Source organism: Streptomyces sp. NPDC003393 (assembly GCF_053589015.1).
Window position 1 is genome coordinate 109,160 of sequence record NZ_JBSFRB010000011.1, and the last position, 23,869, is coordinate 133,028.

Annotated in this window: 22 protein-coding genes and 1 pseudogene; 12 read left to right on the forward strand and 11 right to left on the reverse strand. The window is 71.7% G+C overall.

Annotation, left to right across the window (positions count from 1 at the left end; genetic code table 11):
- Window positions 1-112: 112 nt before the first annotated feature.
- Window positions 113-2,077 (forward strand): hypothetical protein, encoded by a 1,965-nt coding sequence (locus tag ACWDUZ_RS14360; protein WP_451632107.1) that lies wholly within the window; start codon window positions 113-115, stop codon window positions 2,075-2,077.
- A gap of 35 nt (window positions 2,078-2,112) precedes the next feature.
- Window positions 2,113-2,808 (forward strand): hypothetical protein, encoded by a 696-nt coding sequence (locus ACWDUZ_RS14365; protein WP_451632108.1) that lies wholly within the window; start codon window positions 2,113-2,115, stop codon window positions 2,806-2,808.
- Window positions 2,809-2,948: 140 nt separating this feature from the next.
- Here ACWDUZ_RS14365 and ACWDUZ_RS14370 read toward each other — a convergent pair whose 3' ends face one another.
- Together ACWDUZ_RS14370 and ACWDUZ_RS14375 are read right to left on the reverse strand one after the other, a co-directional pair.
- The gene (locus ACWDUZ_RS14370; RefSeq protein WP_451632109.1) at window positions 2,949-3,866 is read right to left on the reverse strand and encodes a phosphotransferase; all 918 of its coding nucleotides are present in this window, start codon (window positions 3,864-3,866) and stop codon (window positions 2,949-2,951) included.
- Window positions 3,867-3,895: 29 nt separating this feature from the next.
- Window positions 3,896-4,588, reverse strand: a complete 693-nt coding sequence (locus tag ACWDUZ_RS14375) for a TetR/AcrR family transcriptional regulator (RefSeq protein ID WP_451632110.1) — start codon at window positions 4,586-4,588, stop codon at window positions 3,896-3,898.
- Between the two features lie 53 nt (window positions 4,589-4,641).
- Between ACWDUZ_RS14375 and ACWDUZ_RS14380 the strand changes: the two genes are divergently transcribed.
- Window positions 4,642-5,760: an FAD-dependent oxidoreductase gene (locus ACWDUZ_RS14380; protein WP_451632111.1), complete on the forward strand. Its 1,119-nt coding sequence runs from the start codon at window positions 4,642-4,644 to the stop codon at window positions 5,758-5,760.
- A 45-nt stretch (window positions 5,761-5,805) separates the two neighbouring features.
- On the opposite strand, the gene ACWDUZ_RS14385 is transcribed toward ACWDUZ_RS14380, so the two are convergent.
- Entirely contained in the window at window positions 5,806-6,498 is a 693-nt protein-coding gene (locus ACWDUZ_RS14385; RefSeq protein ID WP_451632112.1) for a DUF899 domain-containing protein, read from the reverse strand.
- A gap of 107 nt (window positions 6,499-6,605) precedes the next feature.
- Window positions 6,606-7,028 carry a VOC family protein gene (locus tag ACWDUZ_RS14390; RefSeq protein ID WP_451632113.1) on the reverse strand — a complete coding sequence of 141 codons (423 nt, stop codon included), beginning with the start codon at window positions 7,026-7,028 and terminating at the stop codon, window positions 6,606-6,608.
- A gap of 163 nt (window positions 7,029-7,191) precedes the next feature.
- Between ACWDUZ_RS14390 and ACWDUZ_RS14395 the strand changes: the two genes are divergently transcribed.
- On the forward strand, window positions 7,192-7,872 hold the full coding sequence (locus ACWDUZ_RS14395; RefSeq protein WP_451632114.1) for a helix-turn-helix transcriptional regulator: 681 nt from the start codon (window positions 7,192-7,194) through the stop codon (window positions 7,870-7,872).
- Window positions 7,873-7,903: 31 nt separating this feature from the next.
- Window positions 7,904-8,404 carry a DUF3291 domain-containing protein gene (locus tag ACWDUZ_RS14400; protein ID WP_451632115.1) on the forward strand — a complete coding sequence of 167 codons (501 nt, stop codon included), beginning with the start codon at window positions 7,904-7,906 and terminating at the stop codon, window positions 8,402-8,404.
- A gap of 194 nt (window positions 8,405-8,598) precedes the next feature.
- Here the strand turns inward: ACWDUZ_RS14400 and ACWDUZ_RS14405 are convergent.
- Window positions 8,599-8,963: pseudogene (locus ACWDUZ_RS14405) on the reverse strand (nuclear transport factor 2 family protein).
- 150 nt (window positions 8,964-9,113) lie between these two features.
- Here ACWDUZ_RS14405 and ACWDUZ_RS14410 point away from each other — a divergent pair.
- The 3 genes from ACWDUZ_RS14410 to ACWDUZ_RS14420 all read left to right on the forward strand — a co-directional run bounded on the left by ACWDUZ_RS14410 (window position 9,114) and on the right by ACWDUZ_RS14420 (window position 10,908).
- Window positions 9,114-9,488, forward strand: coding sequence for a VOC family protein (locus ACWDUZ_RS14410; RefSeq protein WP_451632116.1), 375 nt, complete (start codon window positions 9,114-9,116; stop codon window positions 9,486-9,488).
- Between the two features lie 208 nt (window positions 9,489-9,696).
- Window positions 9,697-10,323 (forward strand): hypothetical protein, encoded by a 627-nt coding sequence (locus ACWDUZ_RS14415; RefSeq protein WP_451632117.1) that lies wholly within the window; start codon window positions 9,697-9,699, stop codon window positions 10,321-10,323.
- 141 nt (window positions 10,324-10,464) lie between these two features.
- Window positions 10,465-10,908: an SRPBCC family protein gene (locus ACWDUZ_RS14420; protein ID WP_451632118.1), complete on the forward strand. Its 444-nt coding sequence runs from the start codon at window positions 10,465-10,467 to the stop codon at window positions 10,906-10,908.
- Window positions 10,909-11,011: 103 nt separating this feature from the next.
- Here the strand turns inward: ACWDUZ_RS14420 and ACWDUZ_RS14425 are convergent, their stop codons facing one another.
- On the reverse strand, window positions 11,012-11,602 hold the full coding sequence (locus ACWDUZ_RS14425; protein WP_451632119.1) for a TetR/AcrR family transcriptional regulator: 591 nt from the start codon (window positions 11,600-11,602) through the stop codon (window positions 11,012-11,014).
- Between the two features lie 187 nt (window positions 11,603-11,789).
- Here ACWDUZ_RS14425 and ACWDUZ_RS14430 point away from each other — a divergent pair, with 187 nt between their 5' ends.
- On the forward strand, window positions 11,790-12,149 hold the full coding sequence (locus ACWDUZ_RS14430; RefSeq protein WP_451632120.1) for a hypothetical protein: 360 nt from the start codon (window positions 11,790-11,792) through the stop codon (window positions 12,147-12,149).
- Here the strand turns inward: ACWDUZ_RS14430 and ACWDUZ_RS14435 are convergent.
- Entirely contained in the window at window positions 12,076-13,104 is a 1,029-nt protein-coding gene (locus ACWDUZ_RS14435; RefSeq protein ID WP_451632121.1) for a helix-turn-helix domain-containing protein, read from the reverse strand. The genes ACWDUZ_RS14430 and ACWDUZ_RS14435 overlap by 74 nt on opposite strands.
- Before the next feature lie 129 nt (window positions 13,105-13,233).
- Between ACWDUZ_RS14435 and ACWDUZ_RS14440 the strand changes: the two genes are divergently transcribed.
- Window positions 13,234-14,214, forward strand: coding sequence for an MBL fold metallo-hydrolase (locus tag ACWDUZ_RS14440; protein ID WP_451632122.1), 981 nt, complete (start codon window positions 13,234-13,236; stop codon window positions 14,212-14,214).
- A 202-nt stretch (window positions 14,215-14,416) separates the two neighbouring features.
- Here the strand turns inward: ACWDUZ_RS14440 and ACWDUZ_RS14445 are convergent, their stop codons facing one another.
- Both ACWDUZ_RS14445 and ACWDUZ_RS14450 read right to left on the reverse strand, forming a co-directional pair.
- Window positions 14,417-14,617, reverse strand: a complete 201-nt coding sequence (locus ACWDUZ_RS14445) for a cold-shock protein (RefSeq protein ID WP_451632123.1) — start codon at window positions 14,615-14,617, stop codon at window positions 14,417-14,419.
- Between the two features lie 252 nt (window positions 14,618-14,869).
- Window positions 14,870-15,682 (reverse strand): TetR/AcrR family transcriptional regulator, encoded by an 813-nt coding sequence (locus ACWDUZ_RS14450; RefSeq protein WP_451632124.1) that lies wholly within the window; start codon window positions 15,680-15,682, stop codon window positions 14,870-14,872.
- 311 nt (window positions 15,683-15,993) lie between these two features.
- On the opposite strand from ACWDUZ_RS14450, the gene ACWDUZ_RS14455 reads away from it, so the two are divergent.
- Window positions 15,994-17,727 (forward strand): MFS transporter, encoded by a 1,734-nt coding sequence (locus ACWDUZ_RS14455; RefSeq protein ID WP_451632125.1) that lies wholly within the window; start codon window positions 15,994-15,996, stop codon window positions 17,725-17,727.
- Between the two features lie 159 nt (window positions 17,728-17,886).
- Here the strand turns inward: ACWDUZ_RS14455 and ACWDUZ_RS14460 are convergent, their stop codons facing one another.
- Together ACWDUZ_RS14460 and ACWDUZ_RS14465 are read right to left on the reverse strand one after the other, a co-directional pair.
- Window positions 17,887-18,648, reverse strand: coding sequence for a class I SAM-dependent methyltransferase (locus ACWDUZ_RS14460; RefSeq protein ID WP_451632126.1), 762 nt, complete (start codon window positions 18,646-18,648; stop codon window positions 17,887-17,889).
- Between the two features lie 173 nt (window positions 18,649-18,821).
- The gene (locus tag ACWDUZ_RS14465) at window positions 18,822-20,342 is read right to left on the reverse strand and encodes a glycoside hydrolase family 71 protein (protein WP_451632127.1); all 1,521 of its coding nucleotides are present in this window, start codon (window positions 20,340-20,342) and stop codon (window positions 18,822-18,824) included.
- Between the two features lie 285 nt (window positions 20,343-20,627).
- Here ACWDUZ_RS14465 and ACWDUZ_RS14470 point away from each other — a divergent pair, with 285 nt between their 5' ends.
- Entirely contained in the window at window positions 20,628-23,351 is a 2,724-nt protein-coding gene (locus ACWDUZ_RS14470; protein WP_451632128.1) for a CBM96 family carbohydrate-binding protein, read from the forward strand.
- Window positions 23,352-23,869 lie beyond the last annotated feature (518 nt).

Here is a 23,869-nt window from a genome sequence, read left to right on the forward strand (position 1 = left end):
CCCGGTTCACCGGTCACCGACCCACTGATCCACGCCTGCTTCTCGCCGGCGACCCGTCCCGCAGGACATCGCACACGTGCCGGGACGTCAGATGCGCCCGGAAGGAAAACCGATGACGGCGTTGGAAGACAACAGCGACCTCACCTCGCTGCCTGCCCGTGTCCCGCCCCCGGGGTCGCGCCCGGAGCCGGCTGCCGCCACCATGACGCCGGACCCGCCCGCCGACGCCGGGCGTACAGCCGCTCCGGCAGCACCCACCACGATCGCCACCGCGTGCGCCTCCTCGCCCGCCGCGCCCTTACCTCGTCCCAGCAAGGGACTTCGGCTGCTCGGCGAATACCAAGGATCGGGAACCACCGAGCGCCGATACATCGTCCGCCGCGGCGACGGGCAGGTCATCCAGCTCTCCCGGCTGCTGTATCTGGTCGTCGAGGCGGTCGACGGGGTACGCGACGCCGAGGCGATCTCCCACCGCGTCAGCGGCCGCTACGGGGCCGAGGTCAGCACCAAGAACGTCGTCCACCTGGTGAAGCACAGACTCACCCCGCTCGGGATCACCCTCCCGTTCGACGGTGACCCCCAGGAGGTCTCCGCACCCCGGTCGGATCTGCTGCTGGCGCTGCGCGGCCACAAAGTGATCTTCCATGAGGCGCAGGTGGCCCGCATCGCCGCCGCCCTGGCGTGGCTGCACAATCCCCTGGTGGTCGCGCTGGTGCTGGCCGCTGCCGTCGCCATGGACGTGTGGCTCTTCGCCGTCCACGGGGCCATCACCCCCGTGCTTCAGGTGCTCGAACAGCCGCTGTGGATGCTCATCCTGTTCGCCCTCACCGTGGCGAGTCTGCTCTTCCACGAGTTCGGGCACGCCTCGGCCTGCCGGTACAGCGGGGCGGTGCCCGGGAAGATCGGCTGCGGCATCTTCCTGATCTGGCCGTCGATGTACACCGACGTCACCGACGTGTACCGGATCGGAAGGACCGGCCGTCTGCGCACCGGGCTGGGCGGCGTCTACTTCAACGTCGTCTTCATGCTGGCCCTCGCCGCCGGCTACCTCTTCACCGGCCAGCCGTTCTTCCTGGCCGCGATCTACCTCGCGCACTTCGAGGTCCTCGAGCAACTCTTCCCGGTGGTCCGGCTGGACGGCTACTACATCCTGGGCGACATGGCCGGGGTGCCCGACCTGTACGGCAAGGTCAAGCCGATCCTGCTGAGCATGCTGCCCGGTCGCCGCCAGGCCGCCGCGCAGGTGGCGGGCCTCAAACGGTCGGCCAGGACCATCGTGACGCTGTGGGTCCTGACCATGGTCCCGCTGCTGCTCGCCGAGGTGGCCTACGTCCTGTGGAACCTCCCGCGCATCCTGACGACCGTCCTTCGCGGTCTGTACGCCCAGTGCCTGGGAACGTATGTGGCCTTCACCGACGGGCACATCGCGACCGGACTGGTCGCGGTGATCGGCACCCTGATGCTGCTGTGTCCGCTGGCGGGGGGCGCCTACCTGGCCGGGAGGCTGACCGCCCGCGTGTGGCGCGCCGCCGTGAGGGCGAGTCGCGGACGTCCGGTGGTGCGTTTCTCCCTGGCCGGCGCGGCCGTCGCGGCCTGCGCCGTACTGGTCACCGCGTGGGTGCAGGGCCTGACCCCCCAGCCCCTGCCCGAGGCGGCGCCCGTCACCCCCGCCCTGCAACCGGGCAGACCCACCCCGCCGGACCCGCGGCCCTCCCCGGCGCATCCCGCCTCCGGCACCGTGCCCGAGAAGAACCGACGCGCGGAAGGCCATCCCGTCGCCACCGACCGGCCCACCCCGACGCCCCCCTCGCCCACCGCCTCCCGGTCCGCCCCGGCGCCCGGCACCGGCACGGCGTCCCCCGTGGCGGAACGGACGGGGCCGACCCCCACGACTGAGGACGGCACCACTCCCGCCACCCCCACGTCCGATCCGTCCCCGAGTCAGAGCGCGTCCACCTCTCCCTCCGCCTCTGCCTCCGCGACCCCGACCGACACGCCCCCGCCTTCGCAACCTCCCTTGACCTCGCCACCGCCCCCGCCCTTCACGACCGGGCCCTCATTCCCCGACCAGTCCTGAACCGCAGACACCTCACCTCTTCGCAGGAGCAGACCATGCACCACCGCAAGCCCCGCACCCCCCGCGCCAGGCAGTCGGCCGTCCGTGTCGCCATCACCGTCACGGCCGGCCTGGCCATGACGGCCGCCACCACCTCGGCACGGGCCGGCACCCCCGGCCGCACCGGGACCTCCCACCGCGTGGCCATCGCCGTCGACGGCGCGTACAGCCACGCAAACCGCGCTCGCGTGAACCAGTTCGACGAGTCCTTCTCGATCCACACCTACGGCCCATCCGTCGCGGTGACGGCCAACAACCGGGCCACCGCCGTCTCGGCCGGATGCTCCCTCGCGCGGCCGTGCCGTTCCGTCGCGCTCTCCTACCAGATCGTCACCACGGCCGGCCGGAACGCTCGCCTGATCAACGCCACCAACCTCAGCAGGTCGGTCAACGAGCACTGCCCGGCATGCCAGACCTTCTCCGCCGCCTATCAGTTCGTCGTGACCACTCCCCGCCAGTTCAGCCTCAGCCGGCAGTCGCGCGGCGAACTCGCCGACATCGAGGACAAGGTGGAGGCGCTCAAGACATCCCGTCTGCCGATCGTGGAGGTCGCACGGCAGGCCGAGGAACTCGCGGCCCGCATCAAGGCCGTCCTCGACCGCGAAGCGGCCCGCGCCCCACGCACGAGCGGCACCGACGACCCCTTGGCCGACTTCGCCCCGAAGGTCACGATGCACCGCTTCGTCCGCTGAGCGCCCGGTGTGCAGCAGGTTTCCCGCCTGTCGGCGTCCGAGCGGGTCTGGGGCACGGCCTGCCGGACCGCGGTGCGTGGAGAGACCCGACCCGGGAGGAACGCGTCGGCCGCTGCCGGAGAGTGCCGCCCGAGACCGGGTCAGCGGTGGGTCGTCGTCAGGCGCCGCAGGGCGGCGTGGGCAGGCGGGCCCCAGGTGGGCTTGCCGCCGGGCCGGCCCTGAAGACCGGCATGTCCGATGAGGATGCCACTGAGGGCCCGCAGCACCGCCCAGCCACGGGCGCGGCGCCGGGTCGCGGCGTCCGCGGCGGGCCGGTAGGCGGCGTGGAAGCGGTCGGCGGCGCCGTCCGGCAGCAGTATCCACGGGGCAGCGAGATCGCAAGCGGGGTCGCCCGCGCAGAGGTCGCCGAAGTCGATCACGCCGCAGAGAGTGCCGTCCTCGGTCAGGACGTTGGCCGGGTGCAGGTCGCCGTGGAGCCACAGCGCCGGGCCCGCCCACTCGGGGGCGGCGACGGCGTCGTCCCACACCGCGCGGACGGCGCCCGGGTCGGCGACCAACCTCAGTTCGGTGGCCGAGGCCAACTGCTCGGCGAACTGCTCGGCGAGGTAAGCCAGTGACCCGCCGCGGCCGTAGCCACCCGCGGGCGCCGAAGCGGGAGCGGGCCGGTGAAGGGCCGTCAAGAAGGCGGCCAGGGCCTCGGCCGCAGGCGCGGCGAGCGTGGCGGGGGCGCGGTCGGCGGGCGCGCCCGCCACCCAGGTGGTGACGATCCAGGGCCGCGGAAACCGCTCGGACGGCTCGCCGAGGCGCTGCGGTACAGGGACCGGCAGGGGAAGGTACGGGGCCAGTGAAGGCACCCAGGTGTGCTCCTTGCGCAGCAGTCGGTCCGCGGACCGCGTCGCCCAGGGCAGCCGGACGGCGAGGTCGTCGCCGAGCCGCCAGACCTGGTTGTCCCAGCCCCGCGCACCGAGCCGGAGACGGCGGCCGGCCAGGTCGGGGTGCTGGTCGTGGAGCAGATCCCTGATCAGCTCCGCGGTGATCTCGGTCCCGGTGCGCATCATGCCGACACGCTAGTGCTGTGAGCCGAGCCTCAGACCGGCGGCCGGGTGAGTTTGGCGGCCACGGCATCGAGGACCCAGTCCAGGCCGGTCTCGAAGGTTGCCTCGGCGTCCATGTCCGTGCCGTCGTACACGGCCTTGGCCAGCGCCGGGAAACGGCCGGTGGCCAGCATTTTTGTCAGATGCGGGCCGGAGGCGCGCTGCCAGTCCTGCTTCGACAGGCCTGTGGCGCGCTCGGCCCGCAGGTTCGCGATCTCGCGCCTGATCGCGCCGATGACGTATGCGCCGACGGTCTCCACCGCACGCATGGCGGTGTCGATGTCGGCGACGCCTTCCAGGGCGGCCAGCCTGGCCTCGCCCACGGCGAGGGCGTTGGGGCCCAGAGCCGGGCGACCGCCGAGCAGGTCGGCCAGCCATTCGTGCCGGAGCGCGGCGTCTCTGGTGCGGTGGGCGATGGTGCGCAGGGCCTCACGCCAGTCAGCGGGCCGCTCCTGGGGGAGGATCTCGGCGTAGACCTCGTCCACCATGAGGTCGAACAGGTCCTGCTTGGTGGAGATGTATCCGTACAGCCGCATCGGGCCCGCGTTCAGCCGGGCGGCGATCTTGCGCAACGACACCTCGTCCAGCCCGCCCTCGTCGGCCAGTGCGACGGCGGCGGCGACGATCCGCTCCTGATCGAGCGGCACGGGGCGAGTCGGCGGCTCCGGTCGGTCCCACACAGTCATGGTGACATCGTACTGTTGCGATGCAGTGTCTCGAACCAATACAGTGTATCGACATGAGCCATCGTATCGCCGTGGTCGGCGGCGGCCCAGGGGGCCTTGCCTTCGCCCGAGTCCTGCACCGGCACGGCCACCCCGTCACCGTGTTCGAGCGCGACCCCGCCCGTGACGCCCGCCCCCCGGGCGGCACGCTGGACTTGCACGAGGGGCTGGGCCAGCTCGCGCTGCACAAGGCGGGGCTGCTGGCAAAGTTCCGAGCGCTGTCCCGCCCCGAGGGGCAGGCCATGCGCATCCTGGACACGGACGGCACCGTCCTGCGCGACTGGCGACCGCGTCCGGGCGACCGGGCGCACCCCGAGATCGACCGTGGACAGCTCCGGGACCTGCTGCTCAGCCCGCTCGACATCCAGTGGGACCGGGGCGTGACGCAGGTGGTGCCGGGTACCGAGGACGGCGTACTGGTCCGTTTCGCGGACGGACGACAGGAGACGTTCGACCTCGTGGTCGGCGCGGACGGCGCCTGGTCCCGGACACGCCCGGCAGTATCGTCGGTGACGCCGCACTACACCGGCGTCTCCTACGTCGAATCCTCCCTCGACGACGTCGACACCCGTCACCCCGACCTCGCCCGGCTGATCGGCGACGGGTCCGTGGCGGTGTACGGGGTGAACCGGGCTCTCGTCGCCCAGCGCAACAGCGGCGGTCACGTCAAGGTGTACGCCCAGTTCCGCGCGCCGCTGGACTGGCACGCGAACCTGGACCTGGCCGACGTCGAAGCCGTGCGGTCGAGCCTGCTTGCGCTGTTCGACGGCTGGACCGCCCCCGTCCTGGACCTCCTCCGCCACGCGACCGCTTTCGTCCACCGCCCCCTCTACGTCCTGCCCGTGTCGCACACCTGGTCCCACGTCCCCGGGGTGACGCTCCTGGGCGACGCCGCCCATCTGATGCCCCCGTTGGGGGCGGGCGCCAACCTCGCGATGCTGGAAGGCGCCGAACTCGCCGAGTCCATCGCCACCGGCCCTGGGCCTCTGGACGGGACGGTTCGCGCCTTCGAGGAGACGATGTGGGCACGAGCCGGCAGGTGGGCGAGGATCACGACGGCCGGTCTGGAACGCCTCGTGAGCGCGGACCCCGCGACAGCCCTCGCCCTCTTCGACGAGGTCCAGCCGTCCTGACCGGTCGGGCGTCGCTCACGCGCGAGACGGGTGACGCGAACGTCGTCAGTCGCCGGAGCCCGGGCCGTACAGCGCGGCGATGTCCTTGGAGGTGGCCCACCGGCTGTAGGTGGGCGACTGGGGCCAGCCCTCGGGCACGTCCTGCCATTCCTCCTGCCGCCCGTAGGGCAGGAGGTCGATCAGCGCGAAGGCGTGGCTGAGCTGCTCGGTGCCCCGGCCGTCGGTGTGCCAGGTGCGGTGGACGGCGTCGCCGTCGCGCAGGAACACGTTGACCGCGAAACCTCCGTCGGGCGGTGCCCCGACGTCGGCTCCGAAGGAGCTGTGCGCGGTCGAGTACCACGTCATCCGGTTGCCGACCCGGTGCTTGTAGGCGAGCGCCTCCTCGATCGGGCCCTGCGTGACGACGACGAAGCGCGCGTCGTAGTTGTCCAGGAACTCCAGCCGGGTGAACTGCGAGGTGAACCACGTGCAGCCCGGGCACTGCCACTCCTGGCCGGCGAACCACATGTGGTTGTAGACGATCAGTTGCCTCTTGCCTTCGAAGACGTCCACCAGCCGGACGGGGCCGTCCTCGCCCTCGAGGGTGTAGTCGGGCATCTCGACCATCGGCAGGCGACGCCGCTCGGCGGCGATGGCGTCGAGCTCCCGCGTCGCGGCCTTCTCGCGGACGCGCAGCGCCTGAAGCCGACGCTCCCACGTCGCGGCGTCGACGACGGGGGGCAGGGCGTGACTGGTCATGGTGTGCCTCACAGGGTTCGTGCGGTTCGGGCTTGTACAGAGACAGACCCCACCGGGCACCAGAACTCATCGGTGTCCGGCCGCCGACCCGCCGACCGAGCCCCTCCCTACTCGTTGCCGGGGCGCAGCTCCCGGATGCGGACGAGGTTGCCCGCCGGATCACGGAACGCGCAGTCGCGCACGCCGTACGGCTGGAGCATCGGCTCCTGCACCACCTCGGCGTCGGCGGCCTGCGCCTTCTCGAAGGTGGCGTCGAGGTCCTGGGTGGCGAGCAGGATCCACCCGTAGGTCCCCTTGGCCATCATCTCCAGGATGGTGTTGCGCTCCGCCTCGGTGATCCCGGGGTCGGCGGCCGCGGGCGCCAGAAGGATGGACGTCTCCGGCTGCGAGGCGGGGCCGACCGTGATCCAGCGCGACTTTCCGTGCCCGACGTCGCTGCGGACCTCGAAGCCGAGGACGTCCCGGTAGAAGACCAGGGCGGCGTCCGGATCGTCGTGCGGCAGTGAACTCGTGTGAATCGTCAGGTCCATGGGCGTCACGGTAGCCGCAAACCCTGGTGGGACTTGTCGATTCCCCATCCCTTCGACCGAAAGACGAGGCGGCCGCACGCTCCGCGACGCTCCCTCGCCCGACCGGCTCGGCCGGCTCGCGTTCCCTTCTATCTCCAATCCGCGTTGTTCCTAGAATGGCCGGGTGGAAGACATCGACGCGATCGCGGCGTTGCAGGATCCGGTGCGGCGCCGCCTGTACGAGTACGTGGCGGCACAGGGCCGTGAGGTCGGCCGCAACGAGGCCGCCGAGGCGGCCGGGGTGACGCGCACGCTCGCCGCGCACCATCTGGACAAGCTGACCGAGGCCGGGCTGCTGGAGAGCGGCAGCCGTCGCCTCACGGGGCGCTCCGGGCCGGGGGCGGGTCGCCCCGCCAAGGTGTACACGCGGGCGCGGGCCGAGCGGGCGGTCTCGCTGCCTGCCCGCGACTACCGCACCGCCGCCGAACTGCTCGCCGAGGCAGCCGAGGAGGCCGGGCTGGACGCCGGGCTCCGCGCGGCCGCACGCCGACGGGGCGAGGGCCTGCGTGGCTCGGCGGCGCCCTGCGGCAGCCTCGAAGGGGCCATGGAGATGCTGGCCGCCCGCGGCTACGAACCGCACCTGGAAGAGGCCGAGGGTGCGGCGGGGACGGCCGTGCGTGCGGTCCGCATGCGCAACTGCCCCTTCCATGCCGTCGCGGAACGCTATCCGCCGCTCGTCTGCGGCATGAACCTCGCACTGCTGGAGGGGTTGTTCGGCACCGACGGTCCGCTCCGCGCCCGTATGGACGCCCGGCCGGGAGAGTGCTGCGTGGTGGTCGAGGACTCTAAAAACAAAATTGATTGACATAGAAAATCGCGGCTGCTGTGATGACGCCATGACCGCATCCACGCCTGCCGTCCACCTCGCCGAGCTCAACGTCGCCACGCTCCGCCATCCCCTCGACGACCCGCGCATGGCACCGTTCGTCGAGATGCTCGATCCGGTCAACGCCGCCGCCGACGAAGCGCCCGGCTTCGTATGGCGCCTCGTGGCGGACGGGGCGGCCGACGCCACCGGCCTGCGCCCGGCCGGGCAGGACGTCATCGTCAACCTGTCGGTCTGGGAGACCCAGGAGGCCCTGTGGGACTTCACGTACCGCAGCGGGCACTTGGAGGTGATGCGGCGGCGCCGCGAGTGGTTCGAGCGACACGTGGAGTCGCATCTGGTGCTCTGGTGGGTCCCCGTCGGCCACCTCCCCACCGTCGGCGAAGCCCTGGCGCGGCTGGCGGACCTGCGGGCGCACGGGCCGTCCCCGCGCGCGTTCACCTTCGCCTCCTCCTACACGGCCGCCGAGGCCGCCCGGCACCTTCGTGCCGATGCCGCCGGCACGGTCTGACCGGGCCGCCCGCGGCGCCCAGCCGGAGCCGGCCGGTCATGCCCGAACTCACCGTGGCGAACCCGCCGTGCCGAACTCTTGAGGATCGCACGGGAGTTCTGCGCCCGTCCGGTCGGGCCGTGCCGAAGTCACCGAACCGGTCGCGGGACTTCCACCCTGCGGGCGCGTGCCGACCGCTACGGCCGCGGCGCGGCTCAGCCGGTCAATGTGCCATGGTGGAAGTACACCCGCCAGCCCGTCTCCGTCAGACGCCATACGGAGCTTCGCCGTGCCCGACGGCCCTGGTTGTCGGCCAAGTAGGTCAGGTGGACGATGCCTGGAGCGAGGAGGACTCCGACATCTCGCTGACCTCGACCGGAGACTCGGGGGACATTGAGCCACCGCTGGTCACCGCGAGGATGGACGCCGCGTCCCAGCGGCGTCCGGAGGCGCCGATCTCGGTGAACTCCGGATCCAGGAGTTCCAGCACACGGTCCGGGCACGCCCGCACCTCGGGGTCGAGAAGTCGCAACTCCCCTGCGATGGCCGCCTGAACGGCCTGCTCGCTCTCGTCCGCCATGCCGGAACTCTACGGCCAGTTGTGTCAGACCAGCGAACGCGAGGCGCAGCCCGCCGGTGGCCGACGTGCCGCCGTGCATGCCCGCAGCGCGGGCGGGTACGACCGTACCGGGATGTCGCGGACGCGGCCGGAGAGCGAGGAGTGTCGCAAGTGATTCGAAAGCTGCAGGCGGTAGCGCTGGACTGTGCCGATCCGGTACGCCTGGCACAGTTCTACGCGGATCTGCTCGGCGGCCGGGTGGTCGCGGACCCGGAGGATGCCGACTGGATCGAGGTGCACGGGTTCGACGGGACGCCGTTGGCCTGCCAGCGGGTGGACGGCTACCAGCCGCCCGACTGGCCCGGCCAGCAGCGCCCGCAACAGCTCCACCTGGACTTCGACGTGGACGACCTGGACGGTGAGGAGAAGCGGGCGCTCGCGCTCGGCGCGACGGTGCTGGAGCGGACGGACCAGCTCCGCCCGGAGGCCAACTGGCGGGTCTACGCGGACCCGGCCGGCCATCCGTTCTGCCTCTGCTTCCACTGAGACCGATCGCACCGAGTCCCCGAACCCGCGATCTCTGCCCACGTGACGCGTGCGCGGGGCGCCGTGCCGCGCAGATGTGACCGGCGGGGCGGTTGCCGATTCGGCTGCTGGGGTGGTGGCCCCCTCCGTCAGGGGCGGGTCCGTTCGCGCGCGGACGACGGAGCGCTGACGATGAGCAGAAGGATCCCTCGTCCAGGAGGAAGACCTGATGCTGTCCCTTCGTCGTGTCCGTCCCCGGCGCCTGCGACCTCTCGCCGTGGCCTCGACCGCGCTGACCTGCTCCCTCGCGGCCGGTGTGCTGACCGGGTGCGGTGGCGGTGACGGCGGCACGGAGGGCAATGAAACGCCGAGCGCGCCGAACACGGCGTCGTTCAGCGGGGCGCCGCCGTCGGCGCTGGCCTCCTCCGCCTCCTCCGCCGTCGCCTCCGCCCGGGCCTCGGCCTCGGCGGCGGCCTCCTCGGCGTCCGCGCGGGCTTCCGAGTTCGAGGCGTCGGTGTCGGCCGAGAGCGCCCGCAGGGAGGCGACGGCCGAGGAGCACCTCAAGGGTGTCAAGGGGCGAGGGAACGCGCTCTCCGAGGTCGCCATGTCAGGTGTGCCCAAAGCCCAGACGGGCGGCGTGCTCGCCGTCATGGTCAACATCACGAACAAGACGGACCGCAAGGCGTCGTACGCCGTGCAGATCGACTTCGAGGACAGCGACCATCGCGTCGTCGAGACCAGGTACACCGGCGCCGAGAACCTCGAACCGGGCAAGAAGCAACAACCCATCGTCTTCAGCCGGCGGCCTTCCGAGCCGAAGCTGACACCTCGTCTGGCCAAGGCCGAGCGGTACTGAGTGGTTCGCGCCGCACCGGTGGTCGAGACACGAGCCGTCGCACACCGAGCACGCCTCGGCGTCGCCGTACCCGGGCCGGCGATGGAAGGATCGCGGTGTCACGGCGTCGTATCGAGGGGGTCCAGGGTGCCGTCCGCCGAGTTGAAGCACACGTTCCAGATCGCCGCGCCGCCGGAAGAGGTCTTCACGCATCTGGCCGAACCGTCGCACTACATCGGTCTGTCGCCGCTGGTCGTCGACGTCCGCGACGTGCGCCGCGGTGACGGGGGTGTGCGCTACACGGCCGTGGAGCGCTTCCGGCTTCTGGGCGTCCTGCGGCACGACAACATGATCGACGTGACGCTGGTCCCCGTCCCGGACGGGCTCCCGCGCTCCGCCGAGATCTTCGGTGAGGTCCGCAGCCCGGGCCGGGTCCGTATGAGCTACCGCTTCGTCATCGACCGCCACGAGACGGGCAGCGCCGTCACCGACACCCTGCACCTGCGCACGCCACCGGGTCTGCTGCGCTTCGCCGCCTCCCAGGCAGGTGCGGTCCAGCACGCACGCGCCCGGGTACTGGCCGCCCGCCTGGAACGGCCGGCCTGACCGCTTCACCGGTGAACCGAAGGCGCGAGGCGGCCGGGTCGACGGCTCCTCAGGGCCGGTCCGAACGTCCGGTGCACCGGGGTGGCCGGCACCCGTCGGGTGCTCAGCGCGGCAGGCGTAGTCCGGCGACGAGGAGTGCGACCACTCGGCGCGCGTCGTAGCGGGGGTCGCTGTCGGCACCGATGCAGAGGTTCCCGATGCCGCGCATCAGGTGGTAGGCGTCGATGCCGGGGCGGATCTCGCCGGAGTCGGTGGCGGCGTCGAGGAGCCGGCTGCACACCGGCAGGAGGCGGTCGAGGAAGTAGGCGTGCAGTGTCTCGAAGCCGGCGCTGTCGTTCCGCAGTGCGGCCGCGAGGCCGTGCTTGGTGGTGAGGAAGTCGATGAAGAGGTCGACCCACCGCTCGAGGGCGGCGTGCGGGCTGGGGCTGGTCGCCAGCAAGGACGGCCCGGCCTCGGCGCAGGCGTCGACCTGGTGCCGGTATACGGCGATGACCAGGTCGGCGCGGGTGGGGAAGTGGCGGTAGATCGTGCCCATGCCTACGCCGGCCTTGGCCGCGATGTCACGTACCGGTGCCTCCACGCCCGAGGCGGCGAAGACCTCGGCGGCCGCGTCCAGCAGGGTCTGCTGGTTGCGCCGGGCGTCCTTGCGCTTGGGTCCGGACGCGCTCTTCGGGCTCTGGCCGCTGTCGTCCACGGCGACGTTCCTTCCGTGAGGCTTGCAAAGCGGAACGGCGCTCCGCATTGTGTGCGGAGCGAGGTTCCGTTTCGTTCATGATGGCAGACCGGAGGCCGGCGACCAAGCCGTCCGCCGCCGTCGTACTCCACCCGGAACCCACCCGGCGGCTCCGCGGAAGCCACGCGGTCGCCGGTCCTCGACGCCGGTGCGACTCCGACGCGGCCGCGCAGTCGGAACCGGCGACCTGCAGAGCCTCCTCGACATCCTCGCGCCGAACGTCGTCCTCCTGGGCGTCGGCGGCGGAGTCGTGCAGGCTGTGCCGGATCCCGTCGTGGGAGCGCGCCGGGTAGCCGAACCGGCCGCGGGGCTGGGCCGCTTCGGCGAGACGGCGACGCTGCGGCCGGCCCAGGTCAACGGACACCCGGCGCTGATCCTCCGGCTCCACGGCGAGATCGACACCGTCGTGTCGGTGCGCGTGGACGACGGCCTGGTCACCGGGCTCTACGCGGTGCGCAATCCCATGAAGCTGTCACGCGTCGAACGGGCGACCACCCTGTGCCGGTAGGTGGTTCCGCACCGGGTCGGGTCGGGGTCGGCGCGTCGCGGGCCGTCGTCGTCGGCCTTGAGCCTGCCGAAGGGGTTGGTGGCGCGGCTGCTGCTGCGAGGCATGCCCGGACGGCGGCGACGGCATGCACGCCCGCTTCTGCTCCCACTGACGTCAGCAGGGTGCGCAGGCGCCCGGGAGGAAGCCCCGCCGACCGGTGGACCGCGCGGGTCATGTGGGACTGGTCGGTGTAACCGAGTTCCCGCGCCAGCCCCGCCAGGTCCCGCTCGCCCTCGTCGAGACGGTCCAGGACCCGGGCGAGGCGCAACCGGTCGCGATGGGCGGAGAGCGTGATCCCGGTGACAGCCGTGAAGACCCGGCTCAGGTGGTGCGGTGACACGCCCACGGCCCGGCCCAACGCCTCCAGCCCGATCGTCGGTTCGGCGGCCAGCGCGGCGCGCGCGTCGTCGGCGAGACGCCGACGGGCGGCGGCGGTGGCGGGGCGGCCGGAGGCGGCACGGGCCGGGGCCAGCCGCGTGAAGACCGCGGCCGCCAACCGAATCGTGTACTCGCCGAGTTCGAAGGAGTCAGCGCCCCGACGGGCACGGGAGAGCAGCATCCGGTGGGTGAGGGCCAGCTCCGGCGTCACCATGACCAGGCCCTCCGGGACGGTGGGATCGCCGCCCAGCAGGTCCGCGACCCGGGGTTCGGAGAGGACGATCTCGGTGAACGTGTCGGGCCCCTGCGGATGCGCGAACTGCTGCTCGGTGCCGAGGCGTTCGACGTACACGCTGGCGGGGTCCAGCACGTGCTCGACGCCGTCGACCCGGCCGCGCAGCACCCCGTCCCGGAGCAGCACCAGGCCGAACACCGGAGCGGGCCGCAGCGGCGTCCAGTCGCGCGTCGTGCTGCCGCAGCGCACGTCGGTGAGGTGGACGTCGTCCTCGCGCAGGTACATCCGTCGGTCCCCGGCCATGCGCCCATCGTAGGGCGCGGGCCCTTGCCGAGGCCCCTGCGAACCGGACACGAACGTACAAGCCTCGGTGCGCCGGCTCCCCGCACGCTGGTGGCCACCCACCACAACCCGACGACGCAGGGGGAGACCATGACCCACCGTTCCGTTCCGCCCGACGCCCCGACGAGGGACGACTCCACGAGTCGCCGCGGCATTCTGCGCGGCGCCGCGACGGTGGGGGCCGGCGCGCTCGCCGCGTGGGCCGGCGCGGGAGGCACCTACACGGCGGCCGCGTCCCACCGCGGCACCGGCACCGCGCACATCGTCTCCCGCCGTACGGGGCCCTACGAGGTACTGGCGCTGCTGGACGCCCACGGCACCTTCCCCGGCAGGCGGCAGGACTGGTTCCCCGACGCGTCCGACGCGGACTGGGCGCGCGCGGAGCGCCTCGACCCCGCCGCCTTCGGCCCGGACGACACCTGGGAGCTCGACTTCCGCTGCTACGCCGTCCGCAGGCCCGGCGGCCGCGTCACCATCGTCGACACCGGCATCGGTCCGGTCGGCAGCCCGGCATCGAGCTGGGCCCCGGTGCCGGGCCGGCTGCCGGAGGTCCTCCGGCTCGCCGGCGTCGAGCGGGACGACGTCGACACCGTCGTCCTGACCCACCTCCACGAGGACCACTTCGGCTGGACGGTCGATGCCGCCGGCACCCCGCTGTTCCCGAACGCCCGCCACGTCGTCCAGCGGGCGGAGATCGAGTCCCTCGCCGCCGACGACGCCGCCATGACCTACGTGGTCGAGCCGCTGCGCCGAACCGGACTGCTGCATCAGATCGACGGGCGGGTCGGAGTGCAGGGCGGCCCGGGCCGCTCGTCACTGACCGCAGTGCCGACGCCCGGCCACACCGCCGGACACCAGTCCGTGCTGGTCGACGGCGGCCGGGGACGCATCATGATCACCGGCGACGTCCTCGTGCACGCCGTCCAGTTGGTCGCGCCGAGTGTCGCGTACCGGCTGGAAGGCGACCAGGCCACGGCCCGCCGCACCCGGCAGGCGCTCCTCGCCGACGCCCGCGACCGCGGCCACCTCCTGGCCACCGCCCACCTGAACCACCCGTTCCTCCGTCCCTGAAGGACGCCTTGCCCGCCCGGGGACGGGCGATGCCGGCCGGGGCCGCCGAGCTGGAGGTGCACCTCCGTGAGCGCGGGTGAGACACGGGCCGTCGGCCGAGGAACATGCGGCGGGCCGGCGGAGAACATGCCGATGGCCGGCGCCTGACGGCGCCGGCCCTCGGTTTCAGCGGCGGAAGCGCGGCGGTCTCGCCCGCCGGCCCTCAGACCGCGCGGACGTGCGTGGCCTGCGGGCCCTTGGGGCCCTGGACGACATCGAACTCCACGTGCTGGTTCTCCTCCAGGCTACGGAAGCCGTGGCCTTCGATCTCGGAGTAGTGCACGAAGACGTCCGGTCCGTCGGCCTGGGCGATGAAGCCGAAGCCCTTCTCCGCGTTGAACCACTTGACGGTTCCCTGACTCATTGCTTGCTCCTTGCAGGGGCTGCGAACGGGAACCGCACCCTGCGGTGTCCCGGGCCGGCCTGGACGCGACTTCTCCAGTTCCCTGAAGGAAGGCGGCGCCCGCGACGTCGTTCTTCGCGAGCGTGCGGTGAAACACAGACACAAAAACTACGACCACCACGGAGAACGGGCCTGGCGCCGGAATCATTCCCGCCGCTGTGGGGACGGTCGGAGGGCTGATCGAGCCTCCTGCGTGCCCTCGTGGCTCCCGGGCTACTCGCCGTCCGTCGCCCGGGAGTCGTCCGCGGCGGCACGCTTCTCCTCATCGGGCAGGTAGCTCGCCAGGCCGCGCAGGATGATCTCCAGGCCGATGTCGAACCTCTCGTCGGAGGAGTCGGTCACCATCATTCCGGCCAGGGCACGCAGGTGGGGAAAGTCCTGCGCGGGCAGCGACGCGAAGTACTCCTGCATCTCCTGCGCCATCTCCCGCCAGTCGGGGCGGGCCAGGGAGGCGTTCGCACCGCCCGGCCCGGCGGCCCGGTCCTGCCACATGCCCTCCTCCAGGACGAACCCGTCGATGTAGGTGGAGATGAGATCGCCGGCCTCCGCCGCGATCCGGTCGGGCAGCCCGGCGGTACGGAAGATGGCGAGCAACGACTCGACGTGCGGCAGCAGTTCGGCGGTGAAGGGGACGTGGGCCATGGAGATCCTCGCCATGTCCCGGTGCGACAACAGGCGCCGGCGCCCCGCACGGGCGAAGTCGCGGACCTGCTCCTGCCAGCGGTCCGGATCGGGCCGGGGCAGCTCCATGTCGTCGAAGAGCCGGGTGTACATCAGCTCCAGGAGGTCGTCCTTGGAGCTGACATGGGCGTAGAGGGCGGAGACCGTGACTCCCAGTTCGGCCGCCACCTGGCGCATCGACAGCCCGTCGAGCCCCTGCCGGTCCAGCACCGTGAAGGCGGCCTCGACGATCCGTTCACGTGACAGCGGTGTTCGCGCGACGGGAGTGCGGGTGCGAGCGGGCCGCTCGCGCTGCCACGGGGAGGGCGGGGGAGAGGCGGGGGTGCTGTCGGCCGGGTCCGTCATGACCACAGTCTAGGCATGAGGCAGAACAGTGTTCTCCTGCGCGAGCGGTGTTCGTACGAGCAGGCGACGGGCGGAACGACTCGAGAAAGACGCGATATATCTTGTCCTGGTCCCGGCGTTGCGCTATATCTTGGTTAACGCCGTTCTGTTGGTGAGCAGTGTTCTGCTACGGTGAACAGTGTTCGGTCGCTCGGGGCGCTGACCCGGCCCGCCGTTTTCCGGGGTGGATCAGCGGCCCGGACAGTCACGCCCATCCGTGCCGCCGCGCTCCCGGGTCCCCACCGGACGCGGCCGTTTACTGAGGAGTTCCGATGTCCACCACCGGCGTCGCGCCCGACGAGGCGCTCACCGATTCGCCGGCGCCCTACCGGTGGCGCTGGGCCGCCCTCTTCGTGATCCTCGCGGCCGAGGTGATGGACCTCCTCGACGCCGTCGTCACGAACATCGCCGGCCCCTCCATGCGGTCCGACCTCGGCGGCGGTGCCTCCACTCTCCAATGGCTGGCTGCCGCGTACACCCTGTCGATGGCCGTCGGACTCGTCACCGGAGGACGGCTCGGCGACATCCACGGCCGCCGCCGGATGTTCCTCGTGGGCGCGGCCGGCTTCACCCTGGGCTCACTGCTGTGCGCGGTGTCCGTGGCGCCCGAGATGCTGATCGCCTCGCGTGTCGTGCAGGGACTGTTCGGCGCGGTGATGCTGCCGCAGGGCCTGGGCATGATCAAGGAAATGTTCCCGCCGAAGGAGTCGCAGAAGGCCTTCGGCATGTTCGGCCCGGTCATGGGGCTGTCCGCCGTGTGCGGGCCGATCCTGGCAGGCTGGCTCGTGGACGCCGACTACTTCGGCACAGGCTGGCGGATGATCTTCCTGATCAATCTGCCGCTGGGTGCCGCGGCGATCCTCGGCGCCGTGCGCTACCTCCCCAGGGGCCGCTCGAGCGACAAGCCGCGCCTGGACATCCCCGGCATGCTCCTGGTCTCGCTGGCCGCGCTGCTCGTCATCTTCCCCCTGGTCCAGGGGCGTGAGTACGACTGGCCCGTGTGGACGTTGTTGATGATGGCCGCCTCGGTGGTCGTCTTCGCCGCCTTCGCCAGGTACGAGTCGCGCCGCAGCAGGACCGGCCGGGACCCGCTGGTCGTCCCCAGCCTCTTCCGCAAGCGCGGGTTCAGCGGCGGTATGACCCTCGGGCTGGTCTTCTTCTCGACCATGCAGGGCTTCATGCTGGTCTTCAACCTGTACACCCAGATCGGGCTGGGCTACTCGCCCCTCAAGGCAGGGCTGGTGATGGTCCCCTGGTCGGGAGGCATGATCGTCGGCTTCGGCATCGCCCAGGGTGTCGCCCGGTTCGGACGGGCCGTCCTCCAGGGAGGCACGCTGGTCATGGCGGGCGGCGTGTTCGGTGTCTGGCTGACCCTCGAGACGGTGGGCAGCGGCGTCGGGCCCTGGCAGCTCCTGCCGTCCCTGCTCGTCACCGGGATCGGGATGGGCCTGCTCATGGCACCGTTCTTCGACATCGTGCTCGCCAGCGTCGAACAGCACGAGACGGGTTCGGCCTCCGGCACGATGACCGCCATGCAGCAGCTCGGCGGAGCGTTCGGCGTGGCCGTTCTCGGCACAGTGTTCTTCGGCCTGCTGGGCGGAGGGATCGCCACCGCCGTCGACCACCGCTCGGACGACCTGCGCCGGCAACTGGGCCGCCCAGGTCGCGCCCGCCGCACAGGACCGCGTCGTGGCGGACCTGCGGGCGTGCGCCTCGGACCGCGCCGTCGCCAAGGACCCCGCCGCGACCCCCGCGTCCTGCGCGCGCCTGGAGAAGGACACCCGGTCCGCCGTGACCTCGCCCGAGGCCGGGGCGCGCGTACCCGCCGCGCTGGAAGCCACCTCGCAGTCGGCCTTCCGCAGCGGCTTCGGCACGGTCATGAAGACGGTGCTGTGGATCGTCGACGGCATGCTCGCCCTGACGTTCCTGCTCGCGTTCCTCCTGCCGCGCCACGCACGGCCCGAGGGATCAGCCGGGCACTGACCCGGCGGCGCCCGAATCGGTGAACGGCACGACCTCGGAAGGCCGGCGGCGCGGATCACGGCAGGCCTCGTGATCCGCGCCGCCACAGCCGCCCCCTCCCGCGCCCGCGCCCCGTGGGGAGCGAGGGAGAATAAGCGCACCTGCCGTCGAAGCGGTCATCGGCCCGGTCGCGGGGCCGTCCCTCAGCGAGGCGGTCCCGCTGCCTCGGCGACGAAGAACAGGAAGGTGGGCCTGGTCGAGAGGTCGTGGAACCCTTCGGGGAACAGCTCACGGGCGGCCGGGTCGGGCTGCGGCTCGCTGAGGGCGGAAAGGCGGAAGCCCGCGGTGGCGAAGGCCTCGGTCATCGCGTGCAACGGCTTGCGCCAGAACCGCATCGGGGCCGACCGCCCGTCCAGCGTCCAGTCGAAGGTGTAGCTGGTGGTCGCGAAGTAGTCCGGCCGAGGATCCTGGAACGTGTAGGCCACGAAGGGGTGGTCCACCGACGCGATGAGCCGGCCACCGGGCCCGAGCACCCGCCGCAACTCGGCCAGCGTCGGCCCCCAGTCCTCGAGGTAGTGCAGGACCAGCGACGCGACCACGTCGTCGAACGCGGCGTCGCCGAAGGGCAGAGGGTCGCGCAGGTCGACCGCGTGCAGGGCCGCGTCGTCACCGAGCCGCCGCCTGGCCAGCGCCAGCATGCGGGCGCTGGCGTCGACGCCGGTGACGACGGCCCCACGGTCGCGCAGCGCAGCCGACAGGGCGCCGGTGCCGCAGCCTGCGTCCAGGATCCGACGGCCGGTCACGTCCCCGGCGAGGGCGAGCATCGCGGGCCGTTCGTAGTACGCGTTGACGAGGCTGTTCTCGTTCTCCGCCGCGTACGCGTCGGCGAAACTGTCGTAGTCGTTCACCCGGTTCCTGCCTGCGGGCCGGGCGGAGCTCTCGGGCACGTCGATGGCGCGTTCCATCACCGCAGCCTAGTCGTCGCATGATCGAACGCACCGGTCCGAGGCCGGTGCGCACCGGCTGTGCGGCCTCCGGGCGTCCGCCCCGCTCGGCCGCGGCCGGCCGTCGCTGAAGCCCGACGAGGTCATCTCCGCCCCGCCACAGGCGACGATCCGCAGGCGGACCGGACAGGGCGTCAGGGATGCTGCCGGCGACTGGAGACGGCGTAGTACTGGAGGTCCTGCACGGTGACCGTGTGCCGGACCGGGAAGCGGGTGGTGACGGCGGAGACGGTTTCCCCCGCGCGGCGGACCACGGCCTCGGTGCGGCCGGGAGCCAGGGGCAGGTCCTGGGCGTGCACGCCGAGCGGAGCCCGGTAGACGTGAGGGGCGGTGCCCACCCGCGCGGTCACGGTGGCGGGCGCGGTCAGGAAGGTGAGCAGCTCCACCTGGTCGCGCGGGGGCGCGGTGCCCGGGCGCGGAAGCATCAGCCGCGGCTGGAGAGGGACGGCACCACTGTCCGTGAACTGGACACGGGAGGTCACGTACACGGTGTCGCGGACGATCCGCGGCCAGGTCCCGGTCTTGAAGCGGGTCAGGTAGTAGGAGGCGATGTCCAGGTAGGCGTGGCCGTTGTGCAACGAGGGGGCGAACTGGCTGCCCTCCGAGTAGTCGTTCCAGGTGGTCAGCTGCACCCAGTCGGCGCCGTCGGAGATCGCGTGGTCCCAGGTGGACCGCAGGGTGGCGGTGTTGCCGGCCTCGTCGTAGACGCCCTGGTTCGGCCGGGCATCCTGCACGGACACGGCCTGCATCCATTTCTTGCCCAGCGAGTGGGCGAGTCGGACGTCGTCGGGAACGCTGTTCTGGCGGGCGTAGCTGCGGCTGCCCCACGAGGAGAAGGCGTGACTGATCGGGGCGAACCGCTCGGCGTTGGCGCGGAAGTCCAGGAAGACCGGGACGAGGGCGGTGGCGATGCCGTGGTCGCGCAGCCGCGCCATGACCTGGCTCCACCAGGCGGGCTCCCGGGCCTCCGCCTTGAACGGGGACACCACGAGGCGTCCGTCGGCCAGCCGGTACGCGGACGGCGACGCGGCGAGCAGGGCCAGCTGATCGGCGAGGGCGACCGGGTCGGTGTGCAGAGAGGTCATGTCCGGCATCAGCACGATCCGGAAGCCCGGGTCGACGCGGTGCGCCGCGCGCAGCAGCAGGTCGACGCGGTCACGGTTGACGCCGGTCAGGCTGAGGATGTCGACGGTGAAGCCGTCCAGCCCGGCGTCCCGGGCGGTGCGGACCTCGCGTTCCAGATTGGCCAGCCGCCAGTCGCCGCCGGTCGGCGGCACGGGCATCGGCCGGTCGCGCAACAGCCCGCCGTAGGAGGCGTGCCGCCCCTGCTCGCCCTGCGGGGTGAGGTAGTTGCGGGCGTAGTAGTCGTGCTCGGCGGGCTGGTTGTCGAGGGAGAGCGGATACGGGGGGAAGTAGTGCGCGAAGACCAGATGGGGGCTGTCGCGCAGCACGTGGCGGCTGGGCGGGTCGAAGGGAAGCGCGGCGGCACTCGTGCGCGGGGTGGCGGGGGAGGTGTCCGTGTGGTCGAAGGCCAGCCCGGTGCCCGCGATCAGCGCGATCAGCACCAGTCCGGCCAGGAAGCCGAGCACGGTGCGTCGGCGGCCGCCCGGCGGCCTTCGGTGGTGGTGCGCCGGGCGAGCGGCGTGGTCCGTCATGGGTGTCCTCCGCGGGCGCAGGGGGCTTCCGGTGCGAACTCTAGTGCGCCGACCGGCCCGATGTGCGGCGAACCGCACCGTACGCGCCGCTTCGCTCACGCGTGCGGTGACGACCAACACACCGAAATTACCTCCCAGATGAGCCAAGTGTGCTGCATGGCGTGTCATGTACTCGTATGGTTCGCGGAACAACAAAACATGAGTGCGAGCCCGTTCGGATCCGGGGAAGACCGCCGGGCTCGTCGAGGCAGGGGTCCGTGACCGGGCCCCGGAGCCGGGGGGTACATGAGAAGATCCAGGCGGCTGAGCGCCGCCCTCGTCCTGTCCACCGCGGCCGGTCTGGGCCTGGTGGCCCTGCCGCAGCCGGCCGCCGCGCTGACCCCGCCCGTCGCCTTCACCGCCGACGACCTGCCGACCTGGCAGACCAACGGCGTCGTGTGGGCCCTGGCGGAGGCACACGGCACCGTCTTCGCGGGCGGCACCTTCTCGCAGGTGCGCCCGCCCGAGGGAGGAAGCGGCACCGCCCGGAACGCGGTGAACTTCGTCTCGCTGGACGCGGCGACCGGCGAGCCCACGTCCTGCGAGCTGTCCTTCACCATCGGCAGCGGCACCGCGACCGTGCGGGCGCTCGCCGTCTCACCGGACAAGAAGACGCTGTACGCGGGCGGTTACTTCGGCGCCGTCAACGGCACGCAGGTCAGCAGCCTCGCCGCCATCGACATCGCCACCTGCACACCCAAGGCGAGCTTCCACCCGAGCGTCTCCGCCACCGTGCGGGCGCTCGCCGTGACCGACGACACCGTGTACCTCGGCGGAGACTTCTCCTCCGTCGGCGGCAGCGCGCACGCGCGGTACGCGGCGGTCGACGCCACCAGCGGCGCGGTCAAGCCGTTCCAGGCCGACGTCGACGAACCCGGCCGTGCCCTCGCGGTCACCCCGGACGGCAAGAACGTCGTCCTGGGCGGCGACTTCTTCACCGTCAACGGCGCGAACTCGCACGCCCTGGCCGTGGTCGACGCGACCACCGGTGTCAACGTCCGCACCTACCCCGGATTCATCGAGAACAACTCCGTGGTCAAGACGATCGACACCGATGCCACGGGCTTCTACACCGGCAACGAGGGCACCGGCGGTGGCGTCTTCGACGGCCGTATCGCCCTGGACCTGTCCACGCTCTCCCAGCGGTGGCGTGACACCTGTCTGGGAGCCACCCAGGCCGTCGAGTCCTTCCAAGGCGTGCTCTACAGCGCCTCGCACGCCCACGACTGCTCCAGCGTCGGGGAGTTCCCCGACGGGCGCCGCCACCACCTGCTCGCGCAGCCGACGACCGGCGTCGGCAAGCTGGGCTGGTTCCCGGACACCAACGACGGTCTGGGCGAGGGCATCGGCCCGCGCGCCATGGTGGTCTCCGAGACCTCCGACAACAAGTACATGTGGGTGGGCGGCGAGTTCACCACCGTCAACGGCGCACCGGCCCAGGGTCTGACCCACTTCGCGGCCTCCCCGGACACCGGCGCCCCGACGGTACCGTCCGTCAGCGCCGAGTCCGTGAAGCCGACCGAGGCCCACGTGCGCTGGCGGGCCAGTCTCGACACCGACGACACCGAGCTGACGTACAAGGTCTACCGCAACGGCGGTGCCACACCCGTCTACACCGTGGACGGCGACTCCGTGGAGTGGTCGCGCCCGCAGCTGTCGTTCACCGACACGAACGTCAGCGCCGGCTCCACCTACAGCTACCGGGTGACGGCCACCGACGGGGCGGGCAACACCTCGGCGCTGTCCGCCACCGCCACGGTGACGGTGCCCACCTCCGCCCAGAAGTACGCGGCCCGGGTGCTCGACGACGGCGCGACCCTTTACTGGCGCTACGACGAGGCCACCACTCCGTTCGTCGGTGACACCTCGCCCGGCGACCAGAGCGGCATCGCCCTCAACGGGCCCTCGCTGCGCCAGACCCCGGCGGCCGTGACCGGTCCGTCCACCGCCATCGGCCTCGACGGCACCGACCAGCAGGTCTACAGCGACAAGCGCACCACGGTGCCGAGCCAGTACTCGATCGAGACCTGGTTCAAGACCACCACCCGCCGGGGCGGCAAGCTCGTCGGGTTCGGCAACAACACCACGTGGGCCAGCAGCAACTACGACAAGCACATCTACATGCGCAACGACGGCCGGCTGGTCTTCGGCGTGTACACGGGCAGCACCCGCACCGTCACCTCCCCGGACAGCTACAACGACGGCTCCTGGCACCACGTCGTCGCCACCCAGGGACCCTCCGGGATGGCGCTGTACGTGGACGGCAACCGGGTGGGCACGCTCGGCGAGACGAACAACCAGAACTACACCGGCTACTGGCACGTCGGCGGCGACAACCTCAACAGCTGGCCGAACCAGCCGTCCAGCAGCTACTTCGCCGGGCAGATCGACGAGACGGCGATCTACCCGTCGGTGCTGACGGCGGACCAGGTGCAGAGCCACTACGCCCTGGCCTCGGCTCCGGCCGACAGCGTGCAGACCGTTCGAGCCTCGGACGACACCTACGTCAACGCGGGTGCCACCGGCACCAATTACGGCACCTCCAGCTCGCTGGCGGTCCGCGGCAGCTCGGCGTACGAGACGTATCTGCGGTTCGACCTGCCGGCCGCCCCGGCCGGTACGGTGCTCAAGAGCGCGCGGCTGGCCGTGAAGACCACCACGCTGAGCAGCGCGGGCAGCACGGACGACATCTCGGTCCGGCCGGTCACCGGAAGCTGGACGGAAACGGAGACCACCTATGCCTCCAGACCCGGCGTGTCCTCGACCGTCGTCGGCACCCTGAGCGAGGCCACCGACCTCTCCACGCTCTACTCGGCGACGCTCGACACCGCGGCGCTCTCCCCGGCCCTGGGAGGCACCTACGACCTGGCGCTCACCAGCGCCGGGACGGACGCGCTGTGGCTGTGGTCCAGTGAGGCACCGGCGGGGGAGAACACCCCGCAGCTGGTGCTGACCTTCGGGGCGCCGTAACCCTCACCGCGTCCCCGTGTGCGGGGCACCGGATCGGCAACCGGTGCCCCGCACGCACACTCCACCCGGCCCGCATCCCGTATGCGGGCCTGCCTCTGCACGGCCGTTCGCGTCACGCGCGTGCGGCCCGGTCTACGTACGGCCGTTCGCGACCTGCTCGTGCGCAAACCCGTCTCCGCACGGCCGTTCGCGTCTTGCCCGTACGCGCGCCCGTCTCCGTACGGCCGTTGGCGTCATGCCCGTGCGGCACCCGTCTCCGGGCATTCCGGGGCGCCTGCACGCCCGGACACGTGGTGGTCCCGACGACACCCGCCACGCTGGGATCACTCACAACTCTTGACACCGTCCGACGACGGAGGGAGCATCCTCCCGATTCACTGACAACGTTGTCGGCAGTCCGGGCGGGAAGCGGACGCGCCTGTCTCAGGCGCGTCTTGACACCCCGTCAGGCAGAAAGGGCAGGAGCCGTGCCAGGCTCATCGATACGTCAGACTCATGCGGGGAACCGGTCCCGTCCC